Below are 18,704 nucleotides of genomic sequence, written 5' to 3' on the forward strand. Positions count from 1 at the left end.
AAAGCACCTATGAATTGAGAACCGGAGTTGCGTTCTTGCTCGCAAGAACCCCCGTGTTCTCGGTGAGATATTTGTATGTCGCTTCGGGAACCATCTCCCGCAGTTTTTCAGTTTCCCCGCAGAGGAGCATCTCCCGCACTGATGAAGCACTGATTATGCGCCCCCCCGCCGTCTTGCGTTCAATTTCAACAAATTCTATCCCGTTTTCCGGAAGTGATTTGCGCATGGCATCGTTGTACATGGCGGTGAGTCTGCAAACCGGTTCCTGTCCGGCGAAGCGTTTCTTTATGCCGAACGCGGGAGCTATGTATCTGCAGAAGATTGAAAGGTCGGTTTTAAGCTGTTCCTGTGTCACTTTGTCCGCATCTTTCAGGAAATATGACGGAAATGTTATGCGGCTAACGGCATAGGGTCCCGTTGAAAGGATATGTACGTTGCAGAGGTCTTCAGTGCCCTTTCTGACCAGTTCCATGCGTTTACTGAATGGTATGAGCGAAGAGTCCTCTTCAACGACAAAAACATATACGTTGTCTGACTGCGAGGCGGCTGTCTCTATAAGGTAGCGGTGTCCGAAGGTGAACGGGTTGCAGTTCATTACGATGCCGCTGTTTGTACCCTGCCGGACGATACTTTTCCATTTGTTCAGATAGTCCTGAATGCTGTAGCCGTATTCAAGAACTGCCGTGCTGCCTGTCTGCGCCAGCGGGCGGAAGTTCAGATACTGAAAACTCTGCGAATATTCAGGTTTGGTGAAAACGAACGTGTGCTCGTATCCCGCCTGAAAAGCGTCTTTAACCAGAGCGCTGATTATTTCGGCAAAAATCCCCGTGTCCCTGTGTTCGGGCTCAACGGCAACCATCTTCAGGACGTTTTTGTGCCTCGCCCCCACGGCGATAAGGCATCCGCCCTCATAATAGCCTAGAAAGATGTCGAAATTTGGGTCAAAATCAAGACCTGAATCAATCAGCAGTTCTCTGGCTTCTCTTATCCGGCTGTCTGTCAGCAGATAACTAATCATTGTGCACCAGATTATTGCGGAAGGCACGAAATTCCGTGCCCGCCTATGCGTATTTCCATAAAACCGGTGTTTCGCGGTTTTATGCCCTCCAATATATGCATAGCAGAGACGAATGCTAGCATTGTTTGGTTCCTGCTTCAACCGATATGTGACATTTTACAGTATTTTTATGTTATTATGAACTTTCTATGCATAAATCAGGTCGGAGCATAAACCTGAAGGCTGCGGGTATCATTGTGCCCTGTCCGCCAATTTATTTATTCGGAGAGTTATGATGAACAAAAAGATGATTCCGGTGTTTCTTGTATTTATTGTCGCCATGATACTTGTCAGCACATGGCCCTATGTTGTCGAATCCAGAATGCCCGTGAACCAGTTCATCTCGAAAGAGAAAAAATCGGGTATGATACCCGTTGTGCAGTTTGTTACAGACAATGCACAGGCGAAAGCGGCGGAGGATGCGGCAAGGATTTTCAATGAAAAAGCCCCAACTAAGGTCGTTCTTAAAACGTTCGATTTCAAAGAGAATGAAAAATCCGCTGCGGGATATAACATGGAGCAGGCTGGTTTTGTTATCATCGATGCCGACGGCAAGGTTGCCGCACAGAACTACGGTGTTATAACCGCCGAAGCTCTGACAGAGATAATATCCGGAGTCCATACACATTAAATCGTAGCAAAACGGACAGGGGTTAACAATTCCTCTGTCCGTTTTTTTGTTATTCCGGCGCGATTCCTCAGCAAATTCTTTCGGTGATACGGTATGGTTTTGCGTTCATCTGCGTTATTCTTCCGCTTTCTTCATAAAAATATTGCTTGACCCTGTAGCTATTGTAAATTAAAAGATTGTCAGAGATCGTTATATACGCAACAATATAACGCTTATAAAGACGGCCAGACATAAAGAACCAAAGACTAGGGACCTCTTGGTTATCGTTGGATGCGGGAGTTTTCTATGCAGTGTATGGGGTACATCTGCACGGCGAACTCCCTTTTCCATTTATCATGCTTATCTGTTATGTTCCTAAAATTATTATGTTATGATATGTGAAGTTTAAACAGTTGCAGGTCTATATGAAAAAATATACCTTCACATTCAGTATTCTGTTGCTTTTTGCGGGACTCACCCTGATCCTTTCCCTGTTTCTTATGGGCAATTTTTTTCTCAGAGGGATTAAACAGGCTTACGAGATAACCGAAGATAAGATTAACGAATCAAACAGAAACATCACTCTTACGATGACTGAAAGTTTGCAGTCAATTTCAAGCGACCTTTCGGTATTGCTCACCGTCGGCTCGGAAAAACCTGTTACAGAGAACAGGGAAATACTTCTTAAAATTCTATGGGAACAGATGATGGACGGCAGCCACATCTCAAGTATCTTTATCGCTGACAAAGACGGCAGTTTTTTGCAGGCAAGACGCTCTCCTAAGCTCGCCGTGCGCGTAATTGACTGTGCCGGAGAAAAACCTCAGGATATCTATTATTATAAGGATACCGGATACGCGACTGTCTCTGAAGAAGCTGTTACGGCGGAATATGACCCCAGAAAAAGGAAGTGGTACGAAACCGCAGGAAAAACAATTACCTGGACGGATCCGTATATTTTTGCCTCGACAGGCAGACCTGGAATAACGCTCTCTGCTGCTTCATACGATGGAAACGGAAAAAAGATAAAGGTTGCGGCGGCGGATTTCTCTCTTGGCTCCCTTTCGGCGCTGCTTAAAGAGAAAGCAGGCAGTATCAACGGGGATATCATTCTTTTTTCTAAAGATGCGGATGTTATTGCCGCGTCTTTTGATATTGCCGGAATGAGCGACAGAAAAGAGATAATTAAACTGAAAAGCCTGAACAACCCTGTGTATTCCGCTGCGTTCGGCTCGGTTGCCGAAGGCAGATTCAACGGAAGCAAAAAAGGCGGCGGGCAGACCTACGAATATTTCGTGGAAAAACTTCCGTCATACATAGGGAAAGAATGGTATATCGCATCGTTTGTTAAACGTAGTGTTATTCTTGACGAAATAAAGGCAACTATGCTTACGACTCTGCTGATTTCAATTTTTATTGTCGGAATAACGTATTTCCCCGTTCTGTACATTCTTAAAAAACTTTTCATAAATCCTATAAATAAATTAAAGCTGATGACAGATGCCGTTGCGGGAAACAGGTATGACAGTGTTGAGAATATCGAGACAATTGTCAGTGAATTTCACAGCCTTTCAGATTCAATGGTCAATATGTCGGTTTCCATAAAAAGACACGAGCAGGCGGAAAGAGATCTTATCGATTCGTTCATAAAGATAATGGCGGGAGCTATCGATGCCAAATCCAGATACACAGGCGAACATTGCGAAAGAGTACCGCAGCTTGCAGTTATGCTTGCCGAAGCTATTGCCGAGAAAGGCGGCGGGCTTGCCGGTAAACTCAATCTGCGCACTGAATCAGACTGGCGCGAGTTTAAGATAGCTTCATGGCTGCACGATTGCGGAAAAGTGACTACTCCTGAATATGTTGTTGATAAAGCAACGAAACTGGAAACAATTTATAACAGAATACACGAGATACGCACGCGTTTTGAGGTGTTATACAGAGATGATATTATAGATTATTACGAAAAGCTGGCGGCGCAGCCTGAAAAGAGGCAGGAGTTTGAATCCGAGCTTTTTGAGCGCAGGAAACAGCTTTACGATGATTTTGACTTTATCGCAAAATGCAACATAGGCGGGGAGTTCATGAGCGATGAAGATATTCTCAGACTTAACGTCATTGCGAAGAGAACTTGGACAAGGTATTTTTGCGACAGAAAAGGACTGAGCATAGCAGAAGAGCTTAGGCTTAAAGATGTTGAACAGGTTCCGGCTCCGGCAAAAGAAAATCTGCTTACCGACAGAAAAGACCATCTTATTCCAAGAGAAAGCACCATTGACAAAGATGAATACGAAAGTTTCGGGTTCAATGTCTCTGTGCCGGAATTCGCATATAACACAGGAGAAATTTACAATCTGTCCGTAAGACGCGGAACTCTTACGGAGGAGGAGCGTTATAAGATAAATGAGCATATTATTATGACCATAAAAATGCTGTCCGGCATAAAACTGCCAAGCGAGCTTGATCGCGTGCCGGAATATGCAGGCGGGCACCACGAAACTATGACAGGAACGGGGTATCCCAGAGGGCTTAAATCGGATGATATTCCGATTCCGGCGAAAATAATTGCAGTTGCGGATATTTTTGAAGCTCTGACAGCTTCCGACAGACCGTATAAAAGAGCGAAAACACTTTCAGAGTCGCTGAAGATAATGGAATATATGAAAAAAGACGGGCATATCGACAAAGATGTTTACGAAATCTTTATCAGAGAAAAAGTTTACATGCGGTATGCGGAGAAGTTTCTCAGCAAAAGCCAGATTGACGAAACATGAGTGCGGGGTTAATATGGCGAAGCGATCAATGAAGGTAGTTTATGATAAGAAAAACAGTTTTTGCTCTGATATTGCTTCCTGCTCTGTCCTTTGCAGCGACACCTGCCGGTCTCTGGAAGACCGTTGACGACAAAACAGGTAAAGAAAAATCCATTGTCAGGATATCCGAAAACGACGGCGTACTCAGCGGAAATATTGAAAAACTGCTTGAGCCGAACGTTAAGAAAGACGCTGTATGCAGGGAGTGTCCTGACGACAGAAAAGGAAAACCAATTACGGGACTGAATATAATCCGCGGACTTAAACGGAGCGCGGGCGATGCCGACGTTTGGGAGAACGGGACAGTTCTCGATCCGAAAAACGGCAAAGTGTACAAAGCCCGCATACAAGTTATTGACGGCGGAAAGAAACTTGAGCTGAGGGGATATCTCGGACCGTTTTACCGCACACAGGTCTGGCTGAAGGCTGACTGAGGAATTAATATGCAGTTTTCCGTTGGAGTTGAATACGCACTGCACTGCCTTTGCTTCATAGGTCGAGAGAGACCTGTCGGTGTTAAGGAACTTGCGGCATATCAGGGCGTTTCCGAAACCTATCTGTCAAAAATGCTCACAAAGCTGCGGAAATCCGGTATAGTAAGGTCTATTCCGGGGGTGAACGGCGGATATGAGCTTACCCGCGAACCGGACGAGATCACCTTCTGGGACGTTATTCAGGCAATCGAGGGTGAAACGCCGCTGTTTCAGTGCTGCGAAATACGCCAGCACAGCGCTATCGTTGACAGAAACAATCTGCCTGATGCCTATTGCAAACAGCCGTGTACAATAAAAAAGGTCATGCTTGAGGCGGAAGAGAAGATGCGGGACTATCTTAGGTCAAAAACAATCGGCTGGCTGAACTCACAGCTCAGGAAAAAGCTCGACCCGAAACAGATAAAAGATACCGAAGAATGGTTTAAGCATAGAAAGACCTCCATCTGACAGGGAGGTCTTTTATTGATGATAAGCCGACATTGTACCGATAAAAATGAGAATGCTTCGGGCTGAAGCCCTCGCAGAGACGGCAGTTGTCTTCGAGAGAAGCGCAGAGACGAAGCGATCTGGTTTTTTATACGGTCTGTTTCACATGTTCGGGAGTGATTTCCAGCGTCATGCGCTGAAACGGATACTTCGCCTGCATCATTTCAAACTCCGCGCCTTCCGACACGAGTTTTGCCGTACCTTCCACCCTGAAGCCAGTGCCCATGCCGAAAAGCCCCTGAACGTTTTTACTGCCCAGAGTCAGCTTAACCTTATTATTCACCGCAAGATCTGCCTCCGTGCTGGTCATTCCCGCCGCAGGAACAAGAAGTCTGCCGTCATCCGTCAGAACAATGTAAGAGTTCCATGTGTTTACGACGTTCGCCTCTCCTCTGCCCCATGTGACTACGGACACGACCCCTTCATTTCTCAATACTTCTCTGAATGTTTCGTTTATCATTTTATACCACCTAGTAAGATATTGCAGATATATATTATCTGTTATTAGTATAATGAAAAGAGTGCATAAGGTCAACATAAAACCGCAAGAAGTATGAATCCCTCACTAAGACGAAATAAAGGTCATGTCTCTGAGAGGAATGAAGTTACACTAGCCAAAGGCTGAACGAAGCCGCTTGCGGCAAGCTAAAGCAGTCTCGTCTTTTCTATATGCGACATAACTTATGAAATACGCTTTAGCAGTTAAGCCTTAGCAGAGAATCAGCTTTCTTTGCCATTTTTATGTTGAAACGGTCGGTGTTTATTGTGAAGCGTTCGTGGGAGCCCCTGCCGATAAGTTCTTTCTCGTCCCATGCCTCGACTTCCCATGATGTTTTCTGTCCGTCAACGCCTGTGCAGACTGCTTTTGCGCGCACCTTCATGCCCACTGGCGTAGCGGCGCTGTGGGTGACGTTGACGTTTATGCCGACGCTCTGTTCCCCTTCATCAAGATGCGGCGCGAGAGCCTCCATGCAAGCCCATTCCAGAAATCCTACCATAAAGCCCGTGGCGAACACCTTTGGCATGGGTTGGAACAGTTTTGATTCGGGATAGAGGTTTGGAACGGTTTTATTTTCAGTGACGGTTAATTCAATTTCAGCGGTTGTGCCGACAGTAATAGTGTTTTTCATGGTTTACCTCCGAATAAAATATTAACTAATATCGGAGGCTGTAGGGATGTTCGCAAGATTAAAGAAAAGGTTTGAGATATATCGTTAAAATCATATAATTAACTTTGTGGCCGGGGTACGGGCTTCAGGCATTCTGCGATGGTCTGAAATCGGAGATTTCGTCCAGTTAGCGTTGGGTTGACAATCGTGGAAAATACTGCCGAAAGCCCGCTCGGGCACCCCGTTAAAATGCCGCTCGGGCAGTGTTGATAATGAATATCATTATCCTGCTGTGATTTCAAGCGGAAATCTATTCGGCTGTTATTTTTTCGGCTGTTTTTTCGGAAATGAACACTCTGAGCCCTTCAGCAGTGCATATCACCATGTCGGGGTAGTCATCCAGATGTATTGATTTCCCTGTTTCTATGCCCTCAAGGGTGAGGATTGTCCCTTTCTGGATACCGTTCACCGCCATCACCTGACTGTAGGTCTCCTGACTTAAAAGCTCGTCAACGATGAAATCTTTATTTTTCGACGCGAAGGAGAACTGTTTTCCGTCACCAAGAATGCATGCGGCATGGGCTTCGGAGAGGCGGCATCTTGTTTTGTGTCCTATGAGAGTTATGTATTCCATGTGGGGAAGTTTTTTTATCACCTGAATTGTGTCTCCGCCGTTTATGCCGAGCTTTGACATATCTTTTGCCGCCATCTTAGGCACGACGACAATGAAGCCCGAACCTGTTTCGTGTTCGTAGATGCTGCGTTTTTCTCCGGAGGGTGATTTATAGAAAAGGTGCCGACCAAGGGATCCGCTCAGGGCTTTTGTTCCGTCTTTCGTACCGATTTTCAGCGTGGCAAGCTCAATGTCGCCACGTCCCACCTTTGAAACGATACTTCCGGCGAATATCCCGTATGCGCCCAGTTTGCGGGCAAGCTCCGGCTCTTTCACGGATATTATTTTATAGAAGCCTCCGCTTTTTGCATCGGATAATTTCATTTCGTTCTCCCGCTCTGAGAAAGGCTCAGAGCATAAAGCAGTGTGCCGAGTGTTGTACCGTTGTGCATGACAGCGGATTGCAGCGGGCTTATGCGCCCCATGACGGACAGCAGTACCGTTACGGTGTTTATGCCTATATTAGCGACGGACACGCGTTTGATCACCTTCATGGTTCGTTCCGCTGTGATGCGCGCTGTGAGTATTCCTCTGAGGTCGTTGCGCAGAAGTATAACGTCGGATGTTTCCCTTGCGAGGTCAGCGCCTTCCGGCATACTTATCCCCACGTGTGCTGAAAGCAGAGCCGGAGCGTCGTTCACGCCGTCCCCCACAAAAGCGATTTTCCGTCCCTCCGCTTTGAACCTGTTCACAACCTCAAGTTTGTCTTCCGGCTTCATCTCGAAATATACTTCGCTGATGCCGAGTTCCTTTGCTATGTGTTTCGCTGTGTCCCTGTGGTCGCCGGTAAGCATGACAACACGGTCTATTCCACGTTTTTTCAGGTCTTTGATAACCTGCGCTGATTCACTGCGGGGAACGTCTTTCAGTGCTATTATGCCTGCCAGCACGCCGTCACATGCCACATAGAGGATACTTTTACCTGTCTTGCGCAGTTTATCGGATATCTCGTCTGCGGCGGAGCAGTCGATATGTTCATCCTCGTGGATGAAGTGTCTGCTGCCTGCAAGAACGTGCTTTTTGCCGACGTACGCCGAAACGCCGTGAGCTATGATGAAGTCCACCTCCCCAGTCTCTTCAAGGGGGATGTTCCTTTTTTCCGCTTCTTTAACAACAGCCGACGCTATGGGGTGGCTGTAGTGCTCTTCGGCGCTGGCGGCGGTTCTGAGAATTTCCCGCTCGTCCATCTCCGAAAAGGTAATTATGTCCGAAACCTCAAGGGTACCCTTTGTCAGCGTTCCCGTTTTATCGAATATAATGGTATCTATCTGCGCCATGTTTTCAAGTGATTGCGCGCCCTTGATGAAGATGCCTTCAGATGCGGCGCAGTACATGCTGGATTTTATGGCGGTGGGGGTTACGAGTTTCAGGGCACAGGAGTAGTCCACGGACAGCACGGATGATGCCCTGCGGAAATCCCGTGTCAGAAGCAATGTCGCAAGCCCTATGCCGAAGGTGACGGGAACCATTCTGTCGGCTATTTTGAACGCCTGAACCTCCGTATTGGAGCGGTTTTTCAGTGAGTTATTGATGAATTTTGCTATTCTGGCGGTTGTTGTTTCAGCGCCCACCTTGCGGGCTTCGATTATGAGCCTGCCTTCCGCCACGACGGTTCCTGCGTATACCTCGCTGTCGCATCCCGCGGTCACAGGGAGGCTTTCGCCAGTTACTGATGCCTGATTGATAAGCCCTTCGCCGCCTCTTACAATGCCGTCAACAGGTATCATTTCGCCCGATCCGATTATGACCAGACTGCCGACCAGCACCTCGCCGATGGGTACCTTTTTTTCGGTTTGTCCTTCCAGAATCCAGACGTGCTCGGCATCGGGCTTAATGAGGCTTTTCAGCATCCTGTCGGATTTGTACTGGGTGGAAGCCTCAAGATAGTGTCCGAGATTCAGCAGAAAGGTGATTGAGCCCGCTGTGAAATAGTCTTTGCGCACAAGCAGCATGGATACAACAGCCGCATCAAGCACTTCAACTTTAAGTCCTTCGTTCACGAGAGTGTCTATACCTTTCAGAAGCACGGGGGCTGCACCTGCGAATGTCAGAGGAGTACGGAACCACTGTGGCAGAATCAGCTTTGAAAGCCACATTGAACCTGCCCAGTAGACGTTTATCAGATCTGGTGAGTCAACAAGCTCCTCCTCCGCCTGAAAAACGGCATGGGAGAAGGTTTGCAGTGTCGAAAGGAGCGGTTCGGTTATCTCTGTGCCCTTTTCGTGTTCAACCACAAGGGTATTTGCACGCTGATTTACGCGGACGGCAGTTACGCCGCTGATGCACTCCAGGGTCGATTCCAGAAGAGTGCAGTCAAGGGCGGGGTTGCCTAGCACCCCCGCCTTCAGCCGTATCCTCGTATCAGTTTTGTGAGCGATACTCACGCTTTCAAATCCGGTCGGATAGTGTTTTTTCTTCGTCATGACCTGTTTTTATATAAAAATGTGTGGTAAACCGACAAGCCCACCAGAGCCACCCCTGCGATGGAGTGGATGTTTCTTGAGGTTTTACCCTTGTTGAACCCTGAAACCACAAGAACTCCAAGCGCCGCCGTCATGGCGTATTTGGTGTATCTGCGTTTCTTCTGCATGGGGCTTAATTTTTTTTCTTCGGGCATATTATTCCCCGCCCATCTCCGCCTGAACGTCTCTTATCTGTTCTTTCAGCTCTTCAACTCCGCCCTGCAGACCGCCCCAGAGCTTAACAACGCCCTTCACTATGGCTTTTTTTACTGCGGGGTTTGTGAGAACCAGCGCAACACCTGCGCCGATTACGAAACCTTTAACGTATGACGGCTCGCGGAAGTTGAACCATTCTTTAAGATGGCTCGCAGCTGTGTGCTGCTGGGGATAGTATGCCTGCTGTGCATACTGAGGTGCGTAGTAATGCTGCTGCTGTTGTCCCTGTGCTGCTTCGGGTGCTTTTTGCTGTTCCATGATTAGCTCTCCTTAACTGTAGCTGTATTTGTCGGTTTAACTGATGAATCCCAAAGATATTTCGCGCCTGCTGACGCCGCCGTGAAGGCTATCAGGGACATGAAGACCCCGAAACCGAACATGCTTGCCGCGGCAACGCCTGCTGCCGTTGCTATACCTGTTCCTGCCGCTTCTTTAACAACGTTTTCAGCCGCCTGTTCTTTTGTAATCTTTCCGGCTTTAAAGTCCTTCGTCTGTTTTGCGGCTGATACCGCGCCGCCTATGACTGCGCCTGCCAGAGCGCCGGACACCGTCGCCCTGCCTATTGATGGTCCTATATGCTTGCTCATATCTGTTCCTCCGAGTCCTCTGTGAACATGCTTACCGTTTTTCCCAGAATGTCGCTGAGTGCCGAACGCACCGATTCGCTGCTTAAAAGCATCGCAAGTCCCGCACCCATCACAAGCCCTTTGATGAAGTCGCTTCCTGTGGCGTTCACCATGCGGCTCACCTCCAAAAGCTGCGGGTTGCCCTCGATCATCTGTCCGAACATTCCCATAATTCCGCTCATAGGATCTTCCTGCTGATGGTGTCCGCAATGCTCGCCCTGCTGTGGGGGAGGCGGTGCGGGTTGAAATCCGTATTGCGGCGGATAGGGCGGCATATACGGCGGATAAGGCGGATATGGTGCGTAACCCTGCATGGGCGGGTAGCTTGGGGGCGGATACATGTATGGGTTATACATATATGGGTTGCCCATAAAAGGCTGCTGCATCTGCGGTTCGCCCATGTATGGGTTCTGCATCTGTTCTTCCGCTTCCTGCTGTCCGGAAGTTTCGTTTGTTTCTTTCTCTTCCACAAAACCCTCCTTTTATTTTATGAATTCTTTATATTTTTTAAGCACTTCGAGGCTTTCGCCGTCGGAAGCCCCCAGCAGAGTTGCCATGTCCGCAGGATGTATCACCGCTGGGTCATAACGCAGCACCACCGAACGGGCAAGCATGTTCACCCGCTTGTCCAGCACGCCGGGTATGGACGCGCTTATCTCCTCCAGCCGTTTACTCACAGGGTCTTTCATGATGGCAGGGTCTACCTTGAGCCTGATTCGACCTTCGACGTGGTGCACGACTGAAACATATTTTTTTACTGCCAGAAGTTCTTCTATCATTCCTTTTCTCCGTCGTAGTTCATAAGTCTGGAAGAGTTCACCATTATGCCGCCTGTGTGGGCTATGTGCAGAAGACCTGCCATAACGGGGTTCAGTATGCCCAGTGCGCCCAGCACGGCTCCGGCGATGTTGGTTGATGTTGCTAGGGTGAAGTTCTGATGAACTATGGTTTTTGTCTTTTTGCTGAGCTGACGCAGGAAGACTATCTTGTTCAGGTCGTCGTCCACCAGCGCTATGTCCGCCGCTTCCACTGCGACGTCGGAACCCGCCGCGCCCATTGCTATGCCGAGATCAGCCTGTGCAAGAGCCAGAACGTCGTTAATTCCGTCGCCTATCATTGTGACCTTGTGCTCTTTCTGAATCTGACGGATGATGTCCGCTTTGTCCTGAGGCAGAACGGAGTAGTGACATTCGTCGAAACCGAGGCGCTGTGCCAGCGGTTCCGCGGACTGCCGCTCGTCGCCCGTTACCATAATTAGGTTTTTAACGCCGTCTCTGCGCAGAAACTCTATTGTTTCGGCAACGCCCTCTTTGTCCTTTGTGCGGATGGAGATGATGCCGAGGAGTCTGCTGTCCTCTGCGACGTAGAGAACGCTTTTGCCCTCTTCCGCCCATTTTTCAGCACGGCGTTTAACTGTGCCGGTTTTTATGCTGAACCGATCCATGAGCTTTCTGTTGCCCACGCAAACGGTGCCTTCCGCTGTGTCCGCCGCAACCCCCATGCCTAGGATGGTTTCGCACACGGCATGGTCCGGTTTTTCCAGACAGAGCTGTTCCGCTTTTTTGCGTATCGCCGCTGCCATGGGGTGTCTGTTGTGCAGTTCCGCCGCGTATGCACGCATGAGCAGATCCTGTTCGGATGAGCCTTTAAGCGGATAGATGTCTATGACTTCCGGCATGTCTGTGGTGATTGTGCCGGTTTTGTCGAAACAGAACGATTCCTGTTCGCCGGCGTCTTCAAGGTAGCGTCCGCCCTTTATGAGCACCCCTTTGGATGCCGCATTGCCGATGGATGCACTCACTGCGGAGGATGCCGCCAGAGCAGTTGCACAGGGACACGTCATAACGAGCATGACGGAGAGTGTTCTGTACAGACTGCGGGTGAGCACAAAGGTGCCCGCCGTCATTATGAATCCGATGCCCACGAGTTTCTTTGCCAGCTTGTCCGCTTCAAGCTCAATGGGTGCTTTGTTTTCCAGTGATGTTTCCACCGCCTGCAATATGCGCGCAAGGTATGTGCTGTCGCCGACCCTGTCCGCGCGGATATAGATCAGTCCGTCCTGAACGTAGGTTCCGGCGTAGACCGATTCGGATTTGACTTTATGAATAAGTTCCTGCCGCCCGTTTATGGGAGCTTCGTTAACCATGGCTTCGCCGCGAATTATCTCACCGTCAACTGATATTTTTTCACCCGTGCGTACGATGACGGTTGCGCCCTGTTCAACCTTTTCAACGGGAACCTCTATCTCGCGTCCGTTTACCAGTATAAAGGCGGTTTTCGCGGTTATGTCGAGGATGTTTTTTATGGATGCGCGTGATTTCTCTGTGATGTGCTCCTGCATAAGCTCTGCGCCGCTGTTCACCCAGAGTATCTCAAGGGCGGTCATGGTTTCCCCTGTGAGAAGCGCCGCGCCGACACCTGCACCGAGAAATGCGTCCAGACCGATCTTTTTGTCTTTAAGTGATTTTGAAACCGCAGCATATACAAGAGGAGCGGCAAAAAACGCCGTAAGAAACCACATAGGGCTGAAAACTGCCTGAGAAATGACCTTACCGAACAGACGTTTCGAAATGAACGACGCGCCTGTCATTGCTGTGAGCGCCGCAAACTCGGTCTTTTTGTTTAGAAGAGCAAGACCGTCCTTCGCATCGGAACATGCACAGCCCGCTTTTGCCGCTTCTGCCGGAACCAGCTTAACGGGTTTTATAACGGAAACAGCATTTACTATATCCGAAACGGAGAGAACACCGCCGTCATATGCAACGATGAGACTTGCGCATTTTCTGTTGCACCGAACGGACGCTATGCCATTTTTCGATGAAAGGACGCTGATTATGGACGAACAGAGGTTCTGTTCTGTTTTGAGAATCGGATATTTAAGCCTTACCCTGTTTGGGGAGGAATGAGCAATCTTTAACACACTAACCGCCCTGTGCGCCCCGTGCCCGAAGGGGAGCAGATTTGTTAATGTGTCAACCCGAACGCTTATCCAATGTTAAGCACCGCGAACACTAAAAGTCAACTTTATTTTATAGTATGAAAATGAGTATCAGTAATGATTTAGATGTTAAAAAAGGCGGTCAGAAGGGCTGACCGCCTGAAATTTTTAAAGAATTATTTTTTTAAATTGGCAAAATAGTCTTTGGTTTCAGCAAAAACAACGGAGGAGAGACCCAGAAGACCTATAAGGTTGGGCAGTGCCATAAGTCCGTTGAAAATATCGGAAAGCAGCCAAACTATGTTCAGCTTCGCCATGGCGCCGACTCCGATGAAAAGGATGAAAATTATTCTGTAAGGGGTGATGGACTTCACTCCGAACAGATATTCCATAGCTTTTTCACCGTAATAGCACCAGCCGAGGATGGTTGAATACGCAAACAGTACAAGGCTTATCGCAACCACTACGGGACCAGAGGAAAAACCGAGGGAGAAGGCGTGGTTCGTAAGATCCGCACCGTTCTTTCCTATGTTCCATGCGCCTGTGGAGATGAGCACAAGACCTGTCATGGTGCAGACCACCAGAGTGTCTATGAACGTCTGTGTCATGGAAACCAGAGCCTGCGCAACAGGATGCTTGGTCTGTGCCGCTGCCGCTGCGATGGGCGCGCTGCCGAGACCGGATTCGTTGGAGAAAACACCGCGTGCAACGCCCATGCGGATAGCCAGCATAACGCTTGCCCCTGCAAAACCGCCTGATGCCGCCGTAGGGGTGAACGCCTCTTCAAAAATGAGCAGGAACGCCGCGGGTATCCTGTCAGCAAACATAACGAGGATAATAAGCGAGCTTATTACATAGAAAATTATCATGACAGGGACAAGAACGCTTGTCACCCTGCCGATGGATTTGATTCCGCCCAGAACAACAAGAGCTGTGAAAACCATTAGCACAAGCCCGGTGATATATGTCGGAACATTGAATGTCGAGCGCAGAGCGTCTGCGACCGAGTTTGACTGAACCATGTTGCCTATGCCGAAGGATGCAATCACCGCGAAAACAGCGAACAGAACGCCCATCCATTTCCAGCCGAGACCGTTTGAAATGTAATACATCGGACCGCCGCTCATATTGCCGTTTGCGTCCACCTCGCGGTATTTAACGGCGAGAACAGCCTCTGCGTATTTTGTCGCCATGCCCACAAGACCTGTCACCCACATCCAGAACATCGCACCGGGTCCCCCGATGGCGATTGCGGTTGCAACACCGGCTATGTTGCCTGTTCCGACAGTCGCTGACATTGCAGTCATAAGCGCCTGAAAGTGTGTGATGTCGCCTGGTTCATCGTCATCCTCTTTGCGTTTGACAAGGGCGAGCCAGAGAGCATAGAAAAGTTTTGTAAACTGAAGAAAACGAAGATTAATCGTAAGATAGATTCCCGTACCAACCAGAAGGACAAGGAGCGGAACGCCCCATACAAAGCCTCCGATAGTATTTAGTATGTTCTCAAACTGTTCCAAATAAAGCCTCCTTATTTTGACTGGATTAAACTTACCATTAATTATAGAAAATCTCAATATATTAAGAAGTGCGGATTCATCTGATATATAGGCTGAATTTTATTTTGAAGATACTGAAACAAGTTTAGTTTTACTTAATTGCTGATTCAAAAATCATCATGGCTTTTTTGCGTTCTGTGCCCCATCGGTAGCCTGTCACAGCTCCTGTCTCACGCAGAACCCTGTGGCAGGGGATAAGGTAGCCTATGCCGTTCTGTCCCAGCGCGGTTCCCACCGCGCGGGATGCTTTCGGCATGTTTATCATGCACGCCACGTCTCCGTAGCTGGCGAATACACCGGCAGGAAGGTTCAGCACCGCCGTCCAGACTTTTATCTGGAAGTTGGTGCCCTTCATAAATATCTTTATACCGCTGGTTTCGTTTGAGAATATCTTTTCGGTCACTTCTTTTACGGCGCTGTCGTTTCTTGTAAGTTTTGCGTTTTGCCAATGCGCCCTGAGTCTTTCCGTTTCTCCGGTTTCGTCTGTGTCGTGGAGAAAATACAGTCCGCATACTCCCCGCTCTGTCAGTGCTGTCAGACAGTCGCCGAATGGTGTGGGCTGAAAACCGTAGGTTATCTCAAGTCCTGCGCCCATGGATTTATATTCGCCGGGAGTGACCGCATCAACGCCAACGAACAGGTCATGCAGTCTTGAAGGACTGCTCAGTCCGACGTCCAGAGCGGCGTCCAGAACGGGGCGGGATTCGTCCAGAAGTTTCTTCGCCGCCTGAATGGTCAGGCACTGCATGAACCTCTTGGGGCTTATTCCCGCCCAGTCCGTGAAAAGTTTCTGAAAGTGGTACGGGCTGAGACCGATATGTGCTGCGATGTCGTCCAGCGCAGGCTGGTTCTCCGCGTTCGCCTCTATGTATTTTATAGCCCGTTCAATGCGTTCATAGTTTCCCATAGGGATACATTACATCGCCTTAACGGATGTTTCCACCCGATTCTTGCGGATTTTCCGCGCAGTAGAGTTCCAGTATCCGGCGGTGGGAAAGCTCACCTTCGGTCTCGGATGCCGCCTTGCATATCTTTATAAATTCCGCCGCCTGCTGTGCGGTGAGACTTATGCCCGCCTGTGCAAGTATCTCTGTGAGAGCTGAACGTCCAGACTGGCTGGTGAAGCCCATTCTGTCGTTCTGCTCTCTGCCTATGGCGCTGAAATCCATGGGACGGTATGCGCCCTTTGTCATATTTTTTGTCTTCGCCGCTCCATCCTGATGTATGCCGCTCCGGTGCATCACCGCCTCTTCGCCGAAAAGTGGTGCCTTAATGTGTATGGGTGTTTCGGAAAGCTCCGCCATCCGCTCTGCCGTTTGTGCAAACAGCTTCATGTTAAGTCCGGTTTCCACGCCGCAGTTGTTCAGCACCGCCGCTATCTCAAAAAGATTTGCGTTGCCCGCCCGCTCGCCTATGCCGTTCATACAGGTCTCAATCTGAACAGCACCTGCGAAATATGACTCCACCGATGTTGCCGTCGCCATGCCGAGGTCGTTATGGCAGTGGACAGAAGCGGTAACCCGTTGCGGCAGAGCTGTAACCACCCTTTCCACCATGTTTGTGAACAGATACGGACGGTAGCGCTCCACTGTGTTGGGCATGTTTATTATGTCCGCGCCCGCGTCTGCACAGGCAAGGAACGTCTCCGTAACGAAATCAAGATTTTCCATGCAGTCGCCGAAATGTTCCGCGGTGAACTGCACCTCCCCTTTGTTTTTGAGGAGTGAGCGGGCATAAGCCACAGATTCCACTGCGAGCTGTTTCACCCTTTCAGGCTGCATCTTCAGCACGTGTTCCATAGTGAACGGGCTGAGCGCCAGCACTATGTGTATGCGGGGATTTACAGCGCATGAAATGCTTTCGTATGTTGTCTTTATGTCCTTTTCCACTGCCCTTGTGAGCGCGCCGACGGTGGTTTTTCCATCAGCTGTCTGCGCAATGGTTCTGCACGTTTCAAAATCCATCGCCGATGCCGAAGGAAAGCCGGCTTCTATTTTTTCAACACCTAGCGCTTTCAATAGTCCGAACACTTCCAGTTTCTCCTCAAGATTCCATGGTTTTGCAAGTGACTGGTTGCCGTCTCTGAGTGTCGTGTCGTGAAAGACAGGTGTTTTTTTCATGTCGTCCTCCTGTGGGAAAGATTATAAACCTTGCGGGATATTAAAATCTAACGATAATATGACTATGAATATCGGAAAACAGACAACTTATAAACCTGTTGAAACGGGATACATAATTGACACGTCAAGACCTGTGATAGCTTATGTTGCGGAAATCAGCGGGCAGATATGTCCGGATTTTCATGAGCACCCCAGAGGGCAGCTTATGTATGCCAGTTCAGGTGTGAAGAAAGTCATAACGGAGAAGGGCATATGGCTGGTTCCGCCTCTTCAGGCGGTGTGGATTCCCGGCGGAGTATCCCACAGAGCAGAATTTTCAGGCAGAACTCTGGTGAAAAATCTGTTTTTCGATCCTTCTTGCTCCCAAAGACTGCCAGACAGGTGTTTTGTGCTTTCTGTCAGCCCGTTTCTGCGGGAACTGATAGCTAAATTCTGCCTTACGGATGATGTTGATAAGCTGGCTAATCTGTCAGCGGTGATTATAGACGAGACAGCGGATGCGAAGGAGGAACCGTTCTCTCTGCCCGCCGCATCAAGCCCAGCTATTGTGCGTATCATGAGGTATCTCGATGAAAATCCTTCGTGCCGCAGGACGCTCGACGAATGGGCTGCGGAGGCGAACACCAGTCCTCGCAATTTTGCCAGAACGTTTCTGAAAGAGACGGGAATGACATTCGGTTCGTGGCGGAAGAGGCTGAAAATCATTAAGGCTGTCCAGATGCTTATCAGTGGAAAATCAGTCACCGAGTCGGCGTATGACCTAGGCTATCAGAGCATCAGCGCATTCATAGAATCTTTCCGCAGGGAGACCGGAAGTCCCCCCGCGAAATATCTCAAATCTAGTGTTTCTCAATGAAATCGTCAATCTGTGCGTGCCATGCGTCAGGGTCGCACTCGCCTGCGGGCGTGTCTGTGCCGAATAGAAGATCCGGCAGATAGCGGGGAATCCTGCCGCCGTTCTTCATAGCCTTTACGCATGAAACGCAGTATACGGCAACATCCTCCGCGGGCATCTCGTTTCCGCGTTCGCTCATCTTTTCCAATACCTTATCTTTGGGCAGAACACCGTAAAAACTGTCGCCGCAGCATTTGCCCTCTGTCCCGGTGCGTATGGGTTCAACAACAGTTATATTCATCTTTTTCAGTATTGAGCGTACCGCATCGTGCATCTGCGGATAAAGCCTTGTGGGGCAGGCATCAAGAACCGTCATAGTCATTCCGCCGTAATCCGGGAAATTGAAATCTGGGTCGCGGTCGACAAGCTCCCACAGGGATATTGCGCAAACATCGCTGTAGAGGGTGTCATAGCGCCTTATGCAGCCGGAGCAGACGCAGACTATTTTCGTCTCTTCGCTTGCGCCGGGGTCGTGGTGACAGCAGGTTGAGTGTACTTCGTCTATGTTGTATCTGTGTCTCAGATATGCTGAAATTTTTTCTGCCAGTTCTATGTTGTGAATAAAGAGCGCACAGCCTGGTGCAAATATTGTTTTCATAAGTTTCTCCTGACGGTTGTACAGATTAAAGCCAAACCTCAGATATTTCCA

General features: G+C 49.0%; 20 protein-coding genes. 5 read left to right on the forward strand and 15 right to left on the reverse strand.

From position 1 onward, the window contains the following. Window positions 1-7: 7 nt before the first annotated feature. Window positions 8-1,018 (reverse strand): [citrate (pro-3S)-lyase] ligase, encoded by a 1,011-nt coding sequence (gene citC, locus Q7P67_RS02010; RefSeq protein WP_303850195.1) that lies wholly within the window; start codon window positions 1,016-1,018, stop codon window positions 8-10. A 271-nt stretch (window positions 1,019-1,289) separates the two neighbouring features. On the opposite strand from citC, the gene Q7P67_RS02015 reads away from it, so the two are divergent. The 4 genes from Q7P67_RS02015 (at window position 1,290) to Q7P67_RS02030 (ending at window position 5,421) form a co-directional block, all read left to right on the forward strand. Further along, window positions 1,290-1,688 (forward strand): hypothetical protein, encoded by a 399-nt coding sequence (locus tag Q7P67_RS02015; RefSeq protein WP_303850196.1) that lies wholly within the window; start codon window positions 1,290-1,292, stop codon window positions 1,686-1,688. 404 nt (window positions 1,689-2,092) lie between these two features. After that, on the forward strand, window positions 2,093-4,441 hold the full coding sequence (locus tag Q7P67_RS02020) for an HD domain-containing phosphohydrolase (RefSeq protein ID WP_303850197.1): 2,349 nt from the start codon (window positions 2,093-2,095) through the stop codon (window positions 4,439-4,441). A gap of 41 nt (window positions 4,442-4,482) precedes the next feature. Continuing rightward, window positions 4,483-4,914, forward strand: a complete 432-nt coding sequence (locus Q7P67_RS02025; RefSeq protein ID WP_303850198.1) for a DUF2147 domain-containing protein — start codon at window positions 4,483-4,485, stop codon at window positions 4,912-4,914. A gap of 9 nt (window positions 4,915-4,923) precedes the next feature. After that, window positions 4,924-5,421 carry an Rrf2 family transcriptional regulator gene (locus Q7P67_RS02030; RefSeq protein WP_303850199.1) on the forward strand — a complete coding sequence of 166 codons (498 nt, stop codon included), beginning with the start codon at window positions 4,924-4,926 and terminating at the stop codon, window positions 5,419-5,421. Window positions 5,422-5,548: 127 nt separating this feature from the next. Here the strand turns inward: Q7P67_RS02030 and Q7P67_RS02035 are convergent, their stop codons facing one another. The 13 genes from Q7P67_RS02035 to leuA2 form a co-directional block, all read right to left on the reverse strand. Beyond that, window positions 5,549-5,920: a pyridoxamine 5'-phosphate oxidase family protein gene (locus tag Q7P67_RS02035; protein WP_303850200.1), complete on the reverse strand. Its 372-nt coding sequence runs from the start codon at window positions 5,918-5,920 to the stop codon at window positions 5,549-5,551. A 235-nt stretch (window positions 5,921-6,155) separates the two neighbouring features. Then, the gene (locus Q7P67_RS02040; RefSeq protein WP_303850201.1) at window positions 6,156-6,590 is read right to left on the reverse strand and encodes a thioesterase family protein; all 435 of its coding nucleotides are present in this window, start codon (window positions 6,588-6,590) and stop codon (window positions 6,156-6,158) included. 289 nt (window positions 6,591-6,879) lie between these two features. Then, complete coding sequence (locus Q7P67_RS02045; protein ID WP_303850203.1) at window positions 6,880-7,566, reverse strand: ferrous iron transport protein A; 687 nt, start codon at window positions 7,564-7,566, stop codon at window positions 6,880-6,882. Then, window positions 7,563-9,665, reverse strand: a complete 2,103-nt coding sequence (locus tag Q7P67_RS02050; protein ID WP_303850205.1) for a heavy metal translocating P-type ATPase — start codon at window positions 9,663-9,665, stop codon at window positions 7,563-7,565. Before Q7P67_RS02050 ends, Q7P67_RS02045 begins: the two co-directional genes overlap by 4 nt. After that, a complete protein-coding gene (locus tag Q7P67_RS02055; RefSeq protein WP_295223432.1) occupies window positions 9,662-9,859 on the reverse strand; it encodes a hypothetical protein in 198 nt (65 codons plus the stop codon). Before Q7P67_RS02055 ends, Q7P67_RS02050 begins: the two co-directional genes overlap by 4 nt. A gap of 1 nt (window position 9,860) precedes the next feature. Further along, on the reverse strand, window positions 9,861-10,178 hold the full coding sequence (locus Q7P67_RS02060; protein WP_303850209.1) for a hypothetical protein: 318 nt from the start codon (window positions 10,176-10,178) through the stop codon (window positions 9,861-9,863). A gap of 2 nt (window positions 10,179-10,180) precedes the next feature. After that, window positions 10,181-10,507, reverse strand: coding sequence for a hypothetical protein (locus Q7P67_RS02065; protein WP_303850211.1), 327 nt, complete (start codon window positions 10,505-10,507; stop codon window positions 10,181-10,183). Further along, complete coding sequence (locus tag Q7P67_RS02070) at window positions 10,504-11,016, reverse strand: hypothetical protein (protein ID WP_303850213.1); 513 nt, start codon at window positions 11,014-11,016, stop codon at window positions 10,504-10,506. Before Q7P67_RS02070 ends, Q7P67_RS02065 begins: the two co-directional genes overlap by 4 nt. 12 nt (window positions 11,017-11,028) lie before the next feature. Further along, window positions 11,029-11,325 carry a hypothetical protein gene (locus Q7P67_RS02075; RefSeq protein ID WP_303850215.1) on the reverse strand — a complete coding sequence of 99 codons (297 nt, stop codon included), beginning with the start codon at window positions 11,323-11,325 and terminating at the stop codon, window positions 11,029-11,031. After that, window positions 11,322-13,466 carry a cation-translocating P-type ATPase gene (locus tag Q7P67_RS02080; protein ID WP_303850217.1) on the reverse strand — a complete coding sequence of 715 codons (2,145 nt, stop codon included), beginning with the start codon at window positions 13,464-13,466 and terminating at the stop codon, window positions 11,322-11,324. The genes Q7P67_RS02075 and Q7P67_RS02080 overlap by 4 nt, the downstream gene beginning before the upstream one ends. 194 nt (window positions 13,467-13,660) lie before the next feature. After that, window positions 13,661-15,001 (reverse strand): sodium:alanine symporter family protein, encoded by a 1,341-nt coding sequence (locus tag Q7P67_RS02085; RefSeq protein ID WP_303850220.1) that lies wholly within the window; start codon window positions 14,999-15,001, stop codon window positions 13,661-13,663. Between the two features lie 130 nt (window positions 15,002-15,131). After that, window positions 15,132-15,947 (reverse strand): bifunctional transcriptional activator/DNA repair enzyme AdaA, encoded by an 816-nt coding sequence (locus Q7P67_RS02090; RefSeq protein WP_303850222.1) that lies wholly within the window; start codon window positions 15,945-15,947, stop codon window positions 15,132-15,134. Window positions 15,948-15,966: 19 nt separating this feature from the next. Next, window positions 15,967-17,160 (reverse strand): 2-isopropylmalate synthase LeuA2, encoded by a 1,194-nt coding sequence (gene leuA2 / locus Q7P67_RS02095; RefSeq protein ID WP_303850224.1) that lies wholly within the window; start codon window positions 17,158-17,160, stop codon window positions 15,967-15,969. A gap of 64 nt (window positions 17,161-17,224) precedes the next feature. On the opposite strand from leuA2, the gene Q7P67_RS02100 reads away from it, so the two are divergent. After that, window positions 17,225-18,016, forward strand: coding sequence for a helix-turn-helix domain-containing protein (locus Q7P67_RS02100; protein WP_303850226.1), 792 nt, complete (start codon window positions 17,225-17,227; stop codon window positions 18,014-18,016). Here Q7P67_RS02100 and Q7P67_RS02105 read toward each other — a convergent pair. After that, a complete protein-coding gene (locus Q7P67_RS02105; RefSeq protein ID WP_303850228.1) occupies window positions 18,000-18,653 on the reverse strand; it encodes a (Fe-S)-binding protein in 654 nt (217 codons plus the stop codon). The two genes, Q7P67_RS02100 and Q7P67_RS02105, sit on opposite strands and share 17 nt — an antisense overlap. Between the last annotated feature and the right edge of the window lie 51 nt (window positions 18,654-18,704).

It is taken from the genome of Seleniivibrio woodruffii, from assembly GCF_029267515.1.
Lineage (GTDB): Bacteria > Chrysiogenota > Deferribacteres > Deferribacterales > Geovibrionaceae > Seleniivibrio > Seleniivibrio woodruffii_A.